Annotated in this window: 11 protein-coding genes; 4 read left to right on the forward strand and 7 right to left on the reverse strand. The window is 62.5% G+C overall.

Translation table 11 applies throughout. The annotated features are described in order from the left end of the window. Positions 1 to 28 precede the first annotated feature (28 nt). From radC to phaC, 4 genes are all read right to left on the reverse strand, one after another. On the reverse strand, positions 29 to 838 hold the full coding sequence (radC, locus tag ACEN84_RS17790; RefSeq protein WP_112711605.1) for a RadC family protein: 810 nt from the start codon (positions 836 to 838) through the stop codon (positions 29 to 31). Between the two features lie 7 nt (positions 839 to 845). Continuing rightward, a complete protein-coding gene (gene map, locus ACEN84_RS17795; RefSeq protein WP_112711607.1) occupies positions 846 to 1,682 on the reverse strand; it encodes a type I methionyl aminopeptidase in 837 nt (278 codons plus the stop codon). Positions 1,683 to 1,840: 158 nt separating this feature from the next. Beyond that, positions 1,841 to 3,103, reverse strand: coding sequence for a tlde1 domain-containing protein (locus ACEN84_RS17800; RefSeq protein WP_413709418.1), 1,263 nt, complete (start codon positions 3,101 to 3,103; stop codon positions 1,841 to 1,843). Positions 3,104 to 3,294: 191 nt separating this feature from the next. Then, positions 3,295 to 5,127, reverse strand: a complete 1,833-nt coding sequence (gene phaC / locus ACEN84_RS17805) for a class I poly(R)-hydroxyalkanoic acid synthase (RefSeq protein WP_130278421.1) — start codon at positions 5,125 to 5,127, stop codon at positions 3,295 to 3,297. A 152-nt stretch (positions 5,128 to 5,279) separates the two neighbouring features. On the opposite strand from phaC, the gene ACEN84_RS17810 reads away from it, so the two are divergent. From ACEN84_RS17810 to recJ, 4 genes are all read left to right on the forward strand, one after another. Then, a complete protein-coding gene (locus ACEN84_RS17810) occupies positions 5,280 to 5,696 on the forward strand; it encodes a hypothetical protein (RefSeq protein WP_413709419.1) in 417 nt (138 codons plus the stop codon). A 222-nt stretch (positions 5,697 to 5,918) separates the two neighbouring features. Beyond that, positions 5,919 to 7,136, forward strand: coding sequence for an LL-diaminopimelate aminotransferase (locus tag ACEN84_RS17815; protein WP_112388164.1), 1,218 nt, complete (start codon positions 5,919 to 5,921; stop codon positions 7,134 to 7,136). A 64-nt stretch (positions 7,137 to 7,200) separates the two neighbouring features. Next, complete coding sequence (locus tag ACEN84_RS17820; RefSeq protein ID WP_413709420.1) at positions 7,201 to 8,523, forward strand: homoserine dehydrogenase; 1,323 nt, start codon at positions 7,201 to 7,203, stop codon at positions 8,521 to 8,523. 108 nt (positions 8,524 to 8,631) lie between these two features. Beyond that, on the forward strand, positions 8,632 to 10,437 hold the full coding sequence (gene recJ / locus ACEN84_RS17825; protein ID WP_413709421.1) for a single-stranded-DNA-specific exonuclease RecJ: 1,806 nt from the start codon (positions 8,632 to 8,634) through the stop codon (positions 10,435 to 10,437). A gap of 1 nt (position 10,438) precedes the next feature. Here the strand turns inward: recJ and rfbA are convergent, their stop codons facing one another. Genes rfbA through rfbB form a run of 3 tightly spaced genes read right to left on the reverse strand, consistent with a single transcriptional unit; the run spans position 10,439 to position 13,264 of the window. Further along, entirely contained in the window at positions 10,439 to 11,308 is an 870-nt protein-coding gene (gene rfbA, locus ACEN84_RS17830; RefSeq protein WP_413709422.1) for a glucose-1-phosphate thymidylyltransferase RfbA, read from the reverse strand. Positions 11,309 to 11,318: 10 nt separating this feature from the next. After that, positions 11,319 to 12,206, reverse strand: coding sequence for a dTDP-4-dehydrorhamnose reductase (gene rfbD, locus ACEN84_RS17835; protein WP_413709423.1), 888 nt, complete (start codon positions 12,204 to 12,206; stop codon positions 11,319 to 11,321). Between the two features lie 2 nt (positions 12,207 to 12,208). Further along, positions 12,209 to 13,264, reverse strand: a complete 1,056-nt coding sequence (gene rfbB / locus ACEN84_RS17840; protein WP_413709424.1) for a dTDP-glucose 4,6-dehydratase — start codon at positions 13,262 to 13,264, stop codon at positions 12,209 to 12,211. Positions 13,265 to 13,267: the final 3 nt, after the last annotated feature.

Here is a 13,267-nt window from a genome sequence, read left to right on the forward strand (position 1 = left end):
GCCGAAACTGACACTTACCTGAAAGGGATCAGATCAGGCGCAAGCCCTTGAGGCTGGCATGCCCGTCCTTGCCGATGATGATGTGATCGTGAACGGTGATGCCGAGCGGCTTTGCCGTATCGATGATCATCTTCGTCATGTCGATATCGGCGCGCGAGGGCGTCGGATCGCCGGAGGGGTGATTGTGCACGAGGATCAGCGCAGTGGCGGAGAGCTCCAGGGCCCGCTTCACCACCTCGCGCGGATAGACCGGCGTGTGATCGACCGTGCCGCGCCCCTGCACCTCGTCGGCGATCAGCGCGTTGCGCTTGTCGAGAAAGAGAATGCGGAACTGCTCGCGCGCCTCATGCGCCATCGCCGCATGGCAATACTGGATCACCGAAGACCAGGAGCCGAGCACCTGCTTGTTGCGCAGCTCGCTCTTCAGCGTGCGCTGCGCCACGGCGGAGACGAGCTTCAGATCGAGCGCCACCGCTTCGCCGACACCCTTGACCTCCTGCAAGAGCGCGGCCGGCGCGCCAAAGACGGCGGCAAGCGTCCCGAAGCGGTCGAGAAGCGCCTTGGCGATCGGCTTGGTGTCGCGGCGCGGGATCAGCCGGAAGAGCAGCAGCTCGAGGATTTCATAGTCGGCCAGCGCGCCGTCGCCATTTTCGCGGAAGCGGTTGCGTAATCTCTCGCGATGACCGTGGTAATGCTGCTCGCCACCGATCGATGGCGGCGCGGTCTTTGCGACCGGCGCCGGCTTGGCAGGCTGTTCTGCGAAGAAGAGGCGTTCGTCGACGGGAAGATCGTCGAAAGGCAGTTCATCATCGGAATTCAGAACGGGGCCTTTCGCCATCTTTGTCTCACCCGTTGAGCGGCGCCAGGCCGGGGCGGTCGAGACCGCCGGGCGACAGCGTGAAGATCTCGCAGCCGGTGGCCGTTACGCCGACCGTATGCTCGTACTGCGCCGAGAGCGACCGGTCGCGCGTTACCGCTGTCCAGCCGTCGGCCAGCACCTTCACATGCGGCCGTCCGAGATTGATCATCGGCTCGATGGTGAAGATCATGCCTTCGCGCAGCTCAGGGCCTTCGTTGGCCCGGCCGTAATGCAGGATATTCGGCGAATCGTGGAAAAGGCGGCCGACGCCATGTCCGCAAAAGTCGCGCACGACGGAGCAGCGCTCGGCTTCCGCATAGGTCTGGATCGCCTCGCCGATCGCGCCGGTGCGCGCACCCGGGCGTACGGCAGCGATACCGCGCATCAGCGATTCATGCGTCACTTCGAGAAGGCGCTCCGCGGCGCGCTTGATCTGCCCGACCGGATACATGCGGCTTGAATCGCCGTGCCAGCCATCGACGACGAAGGTGACGTCGATATTGACGATATCGCCCTCACGCAGCGGCTTGGCATCCGGAATACCATGACAGACGACATGGTTGATCGAGGTGCAGGTCGATTTCGTATAGCCGCGATAATTCAGCGTCGCTGGATGGGCGCCGTTGTCCATGCCGTATTCGAACACGAAACGGTCGATCGCATCCGTCGGCAGGCCGGGCTTGACGATGGATGCCAGCTCGTCGAGGCAGCGTGCCGTCAGCTGACAGGCCTTGCGCATGCCTTCGAAAGCGTCGGGGCCATAGAGCCTGATTGCGCCGGTATTTTTCGGCGGCGCCGTGGCGGCTTCGATATAATTCACCATTGCAGGGCCTTAGCGGAAATTGTCCTTGTCGTACATAATGCAGCTATGCCGGGTTCGTCCATCGCGATCAATGGGCGCGTCGGCGATTTGTGTCATCTCAACGCAGAAGAGGCGGCCGGTGGCGCGGCCGCCTCTTCTGTCTTGCATCGAAATTGCGATCAGGAGCGGCGCGAGAAGAGCGACGCCAGCGTCGACTTCGGCGAACCGGCAGAGGTGCCGCTATATTTCGGAACGACGACCAGCTGCTTGATCTCACCGCGCTTGAAGGCGGCCAGGAAGCGCTTGTAATCCTTGAAGGAAACGCAACCGTTGGAATCGCCGCGCTTGCCGAGCATGTAGGTGTGGGCAAGCAGGCCGACGCGATTGTGGATGGCGCCGGCGCCGCCGACCGGATGCAGGCGGATCGCCTCGACGCCATGGAACAGCGCTTCGCGCATCTGAAGGTTATAGGTATGCGGCGGCGTCGGGCCGCGCATCTTCTGATCGACGAAGCGCGGGTTGTCGCGCATGTTGCCGAGGCCCGAATGCGCCTCCAGCCGATCGCCGTTCGGCATGTAAACGGTACCGGCCGAAATGTCGTAGACGGCAACACCAGCGCGGGCGATCGGCGTCAGCGTCGGCTTGCCGACCTTCGGCATGTCGTCTTCGATGTCTTCGTCGTCGACCTTGGCATAGGCAAGCGCCGTCTCCGGTGCATTGGCTGCCGTCTTCGGACGGTTCGGGCGGGCCATCGGCAGCGGTACTTCGCCGCCGTCGGAGAGAACGAGGCCGAAAGGTTCGTCGGAGGCGGCGACACCATCGGCGAGCGCGGTCTCGATCGGGGACGCGGCGGGCGTCGGGCGCGGCTGCGGCATTGCTTCAGCGGCAGCCATGGTCGTTGCGGGCTCAGGCGCCTTGACGGTTGCGACCTGAACCTGAACAGGAGCGGGCAGGGCGGACGGCGTCGTCACGGCCGGGATCGGCGCGGCGCTGGCGAGTGTCTCTGCCTGCTGCTTCAGTGCCGAAGCGATCTCGCTGCCATTGTTGCGCATGGCAAGCAGCGAAAGCCCGCGGCGCTGCATTAGCGCTACCATGTCCTTGGAGGATTTCGCGGGCACATCTGCCGTCATGCGGTCGGAAACGGTCGTCTGGCCGGGAAGCCGGGAAAACTTGCTGACGTGAACGAGGGCTTGCGCGACGCCGGCATTGTGATGCGCATGCGCCTTCGGAGCGATGGCGATATCGGCAAACAGGCTCTTGTCTTCGTTGGCAGGCATTGCCGACGAATGCATCGTGGCAACCGATGCCAGTGTCCAGGTCGATACAGCGGCCCCCAGGCCGATGGCAGCAATAACCGGAAGAGCCCGGAAAAGCTTGGCAGAGCCGAAAATTGCCCAGCCGAAAGGGTTAGCGCTTTCACGCGCCTCGACAGCAAACGCCATATTACTCGGTTTCCCAACGCGTCACTAATACCGGCAGCTTACGCAGGACGCTTTAGCCGGAGCCGATAATGAAGCAACAGGGCCTAAATGAGGCACAGCGCAACTAATCCGCTGTTAGTAACTATGGGCGATTATGGTTTCCAATTCCTTTATGCGGCAAAGGAAATGGACGGCGCCGTTTCAAAAAAAGCCTAGGCCCGTTCCATCACGTAGCTGCCTGGTGCTTCCTCGATGGCATTGAGCGATGCGCCGCCGGGCTTGCGGGCGGGAACACGCTTGCCGTCCTTGGCCTCGATCCAGGCATGCCAATGCGGCCACCAGGAGCCCGGTGCTTCCTCGGCCTTGGTCAGCCAGACATCGTAATCGCCCTTGGCCGGGCCGCCTGTCCAGTACTGGTATTTCTTCTTGTCGGGCGGATTGACGACGCCGGCGATATGGCCGGAGCCGGCAAGCACGAAATCGACCTTGCCCCCGAAGAACTGGCTGCCGAGGAACACCGACTTCGCCGGCGCGATATGATCCTCGCGGGTGGCGAGATTGTAGATCGGGATCTTCACGTCCTTCAGCGACAGGGTCTTGCCGTCGAGCACCATCTCGTCTGCCGTCAGCGCATTGCGGAGATAGCAGTTGCGCAGATAGAAGGCGTGATTGGCTGCGGCCATGCGGGTCGAATCGGCATTCCAGAACAACAGGTCGAAGGGCATCGGCATTTCGCCCTTCAGGTAGTTGTTGACGAAATAGGGCCAGATCAGCTCGGAGGCGCGCAGCATGTTGAAGGCAGTCGCCATCTTCGAGCCGTCGAGATAACCAACCGCCTGCATATGCGCTTCAAGCGCCTGCAACTGCTCCTCGTCGACGAAGACCTTCAGGTCTCCTGCATGGGTGAAATCCACCTGGGTCGTGAACAGCGTCGCCGAGCGGATGCGCTTGTTCTTTTCCTTGGCATGCAGGGCAAGCGTCGCCGCAAGCAGGGTGCCGCCGACACAATAGCCGATGGCGTTCACATCGGTCTCGCCGGTCGCCTTCTCGATGGTCTCCAGCGCGAAATCGACGCCTTCGCGGGCATAGGCGGTCCAGTCCTTCTGCGCATGGCGCGAATCGGGGTTGACCCAGGAGATCACGAAAACCGTATGGCCCTGGTCGACGCACCACTTGATGAAGGACTTCTGCGGGTTGAGGTCGAGGATGTAGAACTTGTTGATCCATGGCGGGCAGATCAGGAGAGGGCGCTTCAGCACCGTCTCTGTCGTCGCCTCATACTGGATGATCTGGCAGATGTCGTTCTGGGCGATTACCTTGCCCGGCGTCAGCGCCATGTCGCGGCCGACGGCGAATTTCGTCATGTCGGTATGGCGAAGCTTCAGGTCGCCATGGCCCGCCACGATATCCTCGGCCAGCATCTTCATGCCGCGCACCAGGTTCTCCCCGCTGCTGGCGATGGTCTCTCGGTAGAGCTGCGGGTTGGTGGCGACGAAATTGGTCGGCGAGAGCGCAGCGGTGATCTGCTTCACATAGAAGCCGGCCTTGTGCTTGGTGTGCTCGTCCAGCCCCTCGGTCTGCGTCACCATCTTCTCCGCCCAGTCGGCGGTGATGAAATAAACCTGCCGCAGGAAGTCGAAGAACGGGTTCTTCTCCCAGTCCTGATCCGAAAAGCGCTTGTCCTTGCGGTCGGGCTCCGGTTCGGCGGCCTCCCCCTGCATGCGCTGCATCGAGCGCATCCAGACGCCGAAATAGCTGCTCATCAGCTGCGTCTGCGCCTCGAAGGTCCGGCGCGGATCGGACATCCAGTATTCGGTGATCTTCGACAGCGTCTTGACCATGTCGGTCATCGGCTCGGCGATCTTGTCGTTGACATCGCCGCGTTCGCGCGGTGCCAGCCATGCAGAAGCGGCCTTGCCGAGATTTTCGAGCGCGCGGGCGAAGTTCACCGCCATCGCCTCGGGATCCTTCATCATATAGGGATCGAGGTTGGTCGCATCGAAGCCTTGCGGCTTGTCCGTCTCGCCTTTCTTGCTGTCGGTCACGCATGTCCTCCGGCGGCAGCAATCATCTGAAATCAATTTGTACATCGTGCCGGAACGAGAAAACAAGTTCAACACAACGCCGCTCATGCTATTGCTTTGTTGCTGCGACAAATTTAACAGTCGCAGTGGCTTCAGGATTTGGAAGATCTGGCATGACGAAGAACGGCAACTCTGGCATCGCAATCGCAACCCGCATGGCATTCATTGCCGCGGCCGCGGCGATGACGCTTGCCGGTTGCTCGTCGACGCCGGAAGAGAAGGCAGCACTCGCCGCCAAGCGAGCGGCCCCCACGGCGGTTGTGATGACCGCCACCAAGGGTGAAGCGCCGGCCGAAAGCGGACTTTCGCATTCGCCGGACGGCTATCCGTCCTTCGGCGCTCCGCTGACGGCCGCCAACGTTCAGATGAACGACGACGAAGCCAAGAGCCTGCAGGCAAAGCTGACCGCGCTCGGCGCGCAGCGCAAGGCGGGTACGATTTCCGAGGCCGAGTATCAGCGCCGCGTTGCGGAATACCGCAAGCTCGCCGCCGATCACGGCACCGACACACTCTCGGAAATCACCAAGTAGGCCTTGCCTTTCAGGCAATTTGCACGCAAAGCCTTCCGCACTGGCGGGAGACATGAATTTTCCCGATAATGCTTCGCAGCTGCGGCATCCGTCAAAGAATCGCCGCCTGCAGACAGTCTGATGAATACGGCGCATGCGATTCTGAAGTTCGTATCGCAAGCAGCCGGGAACAGGACGAACTTCGAGCGCGGCCACGGTGGCCGCATTTCCATGGGGAATGAAATGGAAGAGTTTCACAAAGTCCGGCGTTTGCCGCCTTATGTTTTCGAACAGGTCAACCGTTTGAAAGCAAGCGCGCGAGCGGGCGGCGCCGATATCATCGATCTCGGCATGGGAAACCCTGACCTGCCGACCCCGAAAGCGATCGTCGACAAGCTCTGCGAAGTGGTCCAGGACCCGCGCACGCATCGCTATTCGTCCTCCAAGGGCATTCCCGGCCTTCGCCGCGCGCAGGCCGCCTATTACGCCCGCCGCTTCGGCGTGAAGCTCAATCCGGATACGCAGGTCGTTGCGACCCTCGGCTCCAAGGAAGGCTTCGCCAACATGGCGCAGGCGATCACGGCGCCGGGCGATGTCATCCTCTGCCCGAACCCGACCTATCCGATCCATGCCTTCGGCTTCCTGATGGCAGGCGGCGTGATCCGTTCGATCCCGGTCGAGCCGGACGAGAACTTCTTCGCTCCGCTCGAGCGCGCCGTGCGCCACTCGATCCCGAAGCCGCTGGCGCTGATCCTGAACTACCCGTCGAACCCGACGGCCTTCGTCGCAACGCTTGATTTCTACAAGGACGTCATCGCCTTCGCGAAGAAGCACGACATCATCGTCCTCTCGGATCTGGCCTATTCGGAAATCTATTTCGACGGCGAGCCGCCGCCCTCGGTTCTTCAGGTTCCGGGTGCAATCGACGTCACCGTCGAGTTCACCTCGATGTCTAAGACCTTCTCGATGCCCGGCTGGCGCATGGGCTTTGCCGTCGGCAACGAGCGCCTGATCGCCGCGTTGACGCGCGTCAAGTCCTACCTCGATTACGGCGCCTTCACGCCGATCCAGGTGGCGGCGACCCACGCGCTGAACGGCGACGGATCCGACATCGCCGAGGTGCGCAACGTCTACAAGCGCCGCCGTGACGTCATGGTCGAAAGCTTCGGCAAGGCAGGCTTCGAAGTGCCGCCGCCGGCAGCGACGATGTTTGCCTGGGCGAAGATCCCGGAAAAGTTCCGCCATCTCGGCTCGCTCGAATTCTCCAAGCTGCTCGTCGAAAAGGCCGATGTGGCCGTGGCGCCGGGCATTGGCTTCGGCGAAATGGGCGATGATTACGTTCGCCTCGCACTCGTCGAGAACGAACACCGCATCCGCCAGGCTGCGCGCAGCATCAAGAAATTCCTGTCGACGGCCGACGAGACGATGCACAACGTCATCTCGCTCAACGCACACCGCTGATAGAAACCTCCCAATCGGCAGCCGCGCCCTGCGGCTGCCACTCATGAACATTCAGGATCGCTTCATGGCAGACGCCCTCAAAATCGGCATTGCGGGTCTCGGTACCGTCGGTGCCTCGCTCGTCCGTATCATCCAGCAGAAGAGCAACGAGCTTGCCGCAACGTGCGGGCGTCCGATCCACATTACGGCAGTCACGGCCCGCGACAAGAACAAGGACCGCGGCATCAATCTCGGCGGCATCGCCTGGTTCGATACGCCGGAAGAGCTGGCTTCCAAGGCCGATATCGACGTTTTCGTCGAGCTCGTCGGCGGCTCCGAAGGTGCGGCCAAGGCTTCTGTCAGGGCAGCGCTCGACCGTGGTCTCCATGTGGTGACGGCCAACAAGGCACTGCTTGCCTATTACGGCGTCGAATTCGCCAAGATCGCTGAGGAGAAGGGCTCGCTGCTCAACTTCGAAGCGGCTGTCGCAGGCGGCATCCCTGTCATTAAGGCGCTGCGTGAATCGCTGACCGGCAATTCGATCTCCCGCATCTACGGGATCATGAACGGCACCTGCAATTACATCCTCACCAAGATGGAGAAGGAAGGCCTGTCCTTCGCCGATTGCCTGGCTGAAGCCCAGCGCCTCGGCTATGCCGAAGCCGACCCGGCTTTCGACATCGAAGGCAATGACACCGCACACAAGCTGTCGATCCTGACGACGCTCGCCTTCGGCAACCAGATCGCGGCCGACGACATCTATCTCGAAGGCATCACCAATATCTCCATCGAGGATATCCGTGCGGCCTCGGATCTCGGCTACCGCATCAAGCTCCTCGGCGTCGCGCAGCGCACCGATACCGGCATCGAGCAGCGTGTTCACCCGACGATGGTTCCGGTCGATTCCGTCATTGCCCAGGTCGATGGCGTCACCAATGCCGTGGCGATCGAATCCGACATTCTCGGCGAACTGCTGATGGTTGGCCCCGGGGCCGGTGGCAACGCAACGGCGTCGTCTGTTCTCGGTGACATCGCCGATATCGCCAAGAGCCAGCCAGGCGCCCAGCGTGTGCCGGTTCTCGGCCACCCGGCCAAGTCGCTTGAGCCTTACCGCAAGGCGCAGATGCAGAGCCACGAAGGCGGCTATTTCATCCGCCTGACGGTTCTCGACCGCACCGGCGTCTTCGCCAGCGTCGCGACCCGCATGGCCGAAAACCAGATCTCGCTGGAATCGATTGTGCAGCGCTCGCAGCAGCATCTTTCGCCTTCGCATCACCAGACGATCATCCTTGTCACCCATGCGACGACCGAGGATTCTGTCCGCAAGGCCGTCGCCGCCATCAAGGGCGAGGGTTACCTCGTCGGTGAACCGCAGGTCATCCGCATCGAGCGCCCCAAGGAAGACTGAGGGTAACGGCAACCCGGGCGTTGCCAGCCGCTTCCAGCCTGCATAAATGTGCTCGTAGAATTATTGCCGCCCCGTCACGGGACGGTGACATGATGGGGCACAGGCAGAATGGTGGATATCCCCGCCGATCCGATACAGCGCGCATTCCTCGGGGTGGAGAAATCGATCCTTGACAATCGCTGGATTTCACGGCTCGATCAGGCCGGGCAGAACCGTGCGCTCGCCATGTCGCAGGTCCACGGCCTGCCGGATTTGATTGCCCGCGTGCTCGCCGGACGCGGCGTTGCCGTCGATGAAGCCGTCGAGTTCCTCGATCCGACGATCCGCAGCCTGATGCCGGATCCCTACACGCTGACCGATTGCGAGAAGGGGGCCAGGCGCCTCGCCGAAGCGATCCGCCGTGGCGAGAACGTCGCGATCTTCGGCGACTACGATGTCGATGGCGCGGCGTCCTCGGCGCTGATGTACCGCTTCCTGGCGCATTTCGGCGTCAAGGCCGAGATCTATATCCCCGACCGCATCTTCGAAGGCTACGGCCCCAACGCGGGTGCCATCAACCAGCTGATCGACAATGGTGCGCAACTGATCGTCACCGTCGACTGCGGATCGACCAGCCATGAGGCGCTGGATGCGGCCAAGGCGCGCAATATCGACGTCGTCGTCATCGATCACCATCAGGTGACACACGCGCTGCCGCACTGCCACGCCCTGGTCAATCCCAATCGCGAGGATGATCTCTCAGGGCAGGGCCATCTCTGCGCCGCCGGCGTCGTCTTCCTTGTGCTGGTCGCGACGCTAAGGCTGCTGCGCGAGGCCGGCGACAAGCGCATTCTGGCGATCGACCTCTTGCAATGGCTGGATATCGTGGCGCTCGCGACCGTCTGTGACGTCGTGCCGCTCAAGGGGCTGAACCGCGCCTATGTGGTCAAGGGTCTCGTCGCCGCGCGCCATCAGGGCAATGCGGGCCTTGCGGCGCTGTTTCGCAAGGCCGGTCTCTCCGGCCCGGTCACGCCCTATCATTTCGGCTTTCTCGTCGGCCCCCGCATCAATGCCGGCGGACGTATCGGCGATGCGGCGCTCGGCAGCCGCCTCTTGACGCTGGACGACGCCGGTGAGGCTGAAACGATCGCCCAGAAACTCGACGAGTTGAACCGTGACCGCCAGGCGATGGAAGCGGCCATGCTGCAGGAAGCGGAGGCAGAGGCTTTTGCCGAATACGGCGACGGGCAGGGAGCGTCGGTCATCGTCACGGCGCGCGACAAATGGCATCCGGGCATCGTCGGCTTGCTGGCGGCGCGGTTGAAGGAAAAGTTCAAGCGTCCGGCCTTCGCCATCGCCTTCGATCCGTCCGGACGCGGTACCGGCTCCGGCCGCTCGATCAACGGTTTCGATATGGGCCGGATGGTCCGCGCGGCTGTCGATGAGGGCCTCCTCGTCAAGGGTGGCGGACACGCGATGGCCGCCGGCCTGACTGTCGAGCGCGAGAAGCTTGGCGCGCTGCGCAGCTTCTTCACCGAACGCGCCGAGAAGACGGTCGCCAATCTGGTGGCCAACGAAACCCTGAAGATCGACGGCGCCATCGGCGCCAGCGGCGCGACGCTCGACCTGATCGACCGGCTGGAGACGGCAGGACCCTACGGCTCCGGCCATTCGCAGCCGGTCTTCGCAATCCCCGCCCATCGCCTGCGCGATGTCAGGACTGTCGGGGAAAAGCACGTGAAGGTGACGCTGGAAGCCATGGACGGCGCCCGACTGGACGGCATCGCCTTCCGGGCTGCGGACACCGCACTCGGAAATCTCCTGCTCAATTCGCGCGGCGCCAACCTGCATGTCGCGGGCTCGATCGGTGCGGACCATTATCAGGGCTCGCGCCGCATCCAGCTGCGTGTCTCCGACGCTGCCCCCGCGAAGTGATTTACCAGTCAGCCGAAAGCTTGATCAGATATTGCCCATAGGCGCTCTTGCCGAGCGCCTCGGCAAGCTTGGCGAGCTGGTCCTGATCGATATAGCCCATGCGCCATGCCACTTCCTCGGGGCAGGCAATCTTGAAGCCCTGGCGCTTTTCCAGCGTGCTGACAAAGGCCGCCGCGTCGAGCAGGCTGTCCGGCGTTCCCGTATCGAGCCACGCGTAACCGCGGCCCATCAGCTCGACATAGAGCTCGCCGCGCTCCAGATAGGTGCGGTTGACGTCGGTGATTTCCAATTCACCGCGCGGTGACGGCTTCAGGTTGGCGGCGATATCGACCACCTGCTGGTCGTAGAAATAGAGACCGGTCACCGCCCATTGCGACTTCGGCTGCTTCGGCTTTTCCTCGATCGACAGCGCATTCATCTTGCCGTCGAACTCGACGACGCCGTAACGCTCGGGATCGGTGACGTGATAGGCGAAGACCGTGGCGCCTTTGGTGCGCGCCGTCCCCGATTTCAGGATCTCGGGCAGGCCGTGGCCGAAATAGATGTTGTCGCCGAGGACCAGCGCCGAGTTCTGGCCGTTGATGAAATCGGCACCGATGATGAACGCCTGTGCCAGACCATCCGGGCTCGGCTGTACAGCATAGGTCAGCGAAATGCCCCATTGCGAGCCGTCGCCGAGCAGGCGCTTAAAGGCCTCGACGTCATGCGGCGTGGTGATGATCAGGATGTCGTTGATCCCCGCGAGCATCAGCGTCGTCAGCGGGTAATAGATCATCGGCTTGTCGTAGACGGGCATCAGCTGCTTCGACACGGCCTGCGTGATCGGATGAAGCCTGGTGCCGGTGCCGCCCGCAAGAATGATCCCCTTCATGCCAGTCTCCTCAAATCGCATTCTTCAAAATGGCTTGCATCACAACTTCGGTCGAGCGCTTCCAGTCCGGCAGGCGGATGCCATAGGTCTTCGCGAGCTTGTCACCCGACAGACGGGAATTAGCCGGGCGTCTCGCCGGCGTCGGATATTCCGCCGTGGTGATCGGCACAACATTGGCAGATTTGCCGCCGAGCGCCTTCGACCGCGCAAAAATCTCCCGCGCGAATTCCGCCCAGGTTGCTTCGCCGCTGCCGGTCAGGTGAAAGGTGCCGCGCAGGGCAGGGTCAGCATCCGCGGAGAGCCGCGTCGCGATCGCAATCACCGCCTCGGCAATATCGAGCGCCGACGTCGGGCAGCCGCGCTGGTCGGCGACCACGCGCAGTTCGTCACGGCTTTCGGCAAGCCGGAGCATCGTCTTGACGAAATTCGCGCCGAACGGCGAATAGACCCAGGCCGTGCGCAGAATGACGTGATTGGCGTTGGCCGCAGCGACGCGCAATTCGCCCTCGAGCTTGGTATTGCCGTAGACCGAGATCGGCCCAGTCGAATCCGTCTCGACATAGGGCGACGGCTTACCGCCGCTGAAGACATAGTCGGTCGAAAGATGGATCACCGGAACGCCAAGTGCCGAGGCGGCCTCGGCAACGGCGCGCGCACCAATGGCATTGACCGCATGAGCAAGCTCGGCCTCGCTCTCGGCCTTGTCCACCGCCGTGTAGGCTGCCGCCGACACGATCACGTCAGGCTGCGCTGCCGCTAGAGCCGGCAGCACGCTGGCGGGATCGGTAAGGTCGAGGTCCGGTCGACCGATGGCGATGAGCTCGACCCCGTGGGCCGGAGCCATTGCCAGAAGCGACTGGACGACTTGTCCCTGTTTGCCCGTGACTGCAATGCGCATCGTCATCGCCCCTTGAAAGTGCCAAGGCGTTCGCCGGAATAGACATTGTCGCGCAGCGGCCGCCACCACCATTCATTGTCGAGATACCAGCGGACGGTCTTTTCGATGCCGCTGTCGAAATTCTCTTCCGCCTTCCAGCCGAGCTCGGTCTCGAGCTTGGTGGCATCGATGGCATAGCGCGCGTCGTGCCCCGGCCGGTCGGTGACATTGGTGATCAGCCGCGAATGCGCCTCCTTGCCCGGAAATACGCCATCGAGAATCGCGCAGATGCGGTTGACCACCTCGATGTTGCGCCGCTCGTTGCGGCCTCCGACATTGTACTTCTCGCCGGGTCGGCCGCGTGAGGCAATGGTGAACAGCGCCCGTGCATGATCCTCGACATAGAGCCAGTCGCGGATATTTGCACCGTTGCCGTAAACCGGCAGCGGCTTGCCCTCCAGCGCATTGAGGATCATCAGCGGGATCAGCTTTTCCGGGAAGTGGAACGGGCCGTAATTGTTGGAGCAGTTCGACACCACGACCGGCAGCCCATAGGTCCGGTGCCAGGCAATCGCCAGATGGTCGCTCGCCGCCTTCGAGGCCGAGTAGGGCGAAGATGGATCGTAAGCCGTCACTTCCTCGAAGAGCCCGTCATCGCCGAGCGAACCGTAGACTTCATCGGTCGAGACATGCAGAAAGCGGAAAGCGCTTTTGGCCTCGACCTCAAGACCATCCCAGTAGCCGCGCGCCGCATCGAGCAGGCTGAAGGTGCCGACGATATTGGTCTGGATGAAATCGCCCGCACCCGAAATCGAGCGGTCGACATGGCTCTCGGCGGCGAGATGCATGACGATCTCGGGCCGGAAGGAGTCAAACGCCTCCTGCATCGCGGCGCGGTCGCAGATATCGGCGCGCAGGAACCGGTAGTTGGCGGCGTTGTCGACCGAAGACAGCGAGGCCAGATTGCCGGCATAGGTCAGCTTGTCGATATTGAGAACGTCAGCTCCCACCGTGTCCACCAGATGGCGCACCAGCGCCGAACCGATGAAACCCGCTCCCCCCGTTACCATCACCCGCATTGC

Source organism: Rhizobium sp. Rhizsp82 (assembly GCF_047325115.1).
Classification (GTDB): Bacteria; Pseudomonadota; Alphaproteobacteria; order Rhizobiales; family Rhizobiaceae; genus Rhizobium.

Bases quoted from the DNA above. Each gene is read 5' to 3' on its own strand.
- radC (WP_112711605.1), bottom strand. From the start codon at position 838: ATGGCGAAAGGCCCCGTTCTGAATTCCGATGATGAACTGCCTTTCGAC.
- map (WP_112711607.1), bottom strand. From the start codon at position 1,682: ATGGTGAATTATATCGAAGCCGCCACGGCGCCGCCGAAAAATACCGGC.
- ACEN84_RS17800 (WP_413709418.1), bottom strand. From the start codon at position 3,103: ATGGCGTTTGCTGTCGAGGCGCGTGAAAGCGCTAACCCTTTCGGCTGG.
- ACEN84_RS17810 (WP_413709419.1), top strand. From the start codon at position 5,280: ATGACGAAGAACGGCAACTCTGGCATCGCAATCGCAACCCGCATGGCA.
- ACEN84_RS17815 (WP_112388164.1), top strand. From the start codon at position 5,919: ATGGAAGAGTTTCACAAAGTCCGGCGTTTGCCGCCTTATGTTTTCGAA.
- ACEN84_RS17820 (WP_413709420.1), top strand. From the start codon at position 7,201: ATGGCAGACGCCCTCAAAATCGGCATTGCGGGTCTCGGTACCGTCGGT.
- recJ (WP_413709421.1), top strand. From the start codon at position 8,632: ATGGTGGATATCCCCGCCGATCCGATACAGCGCGCATTCCTCGGGGTG.
- rfbA (WP_413709422.1), bottom strand. From the start codon at position 11,308: ATGAAGGGGATCATTCTTGCGGGCGGCACCGGCACCAGGCTTCATCCG.
- rfbD (WP_413709423.1), bottom strand. From the start codon at position 12,206: ATGCGCATTGCAGTCACGGGCAAACAGGGACAAGTCGTCCAGTCGCTT.
- rfbB (WP_413709424.1), bottom strand. From the start codon at position 13,264: ATGCGGGTGATGGTAACGGGGGGAGCGGGTTTCATCGGTTCGGCGCTG.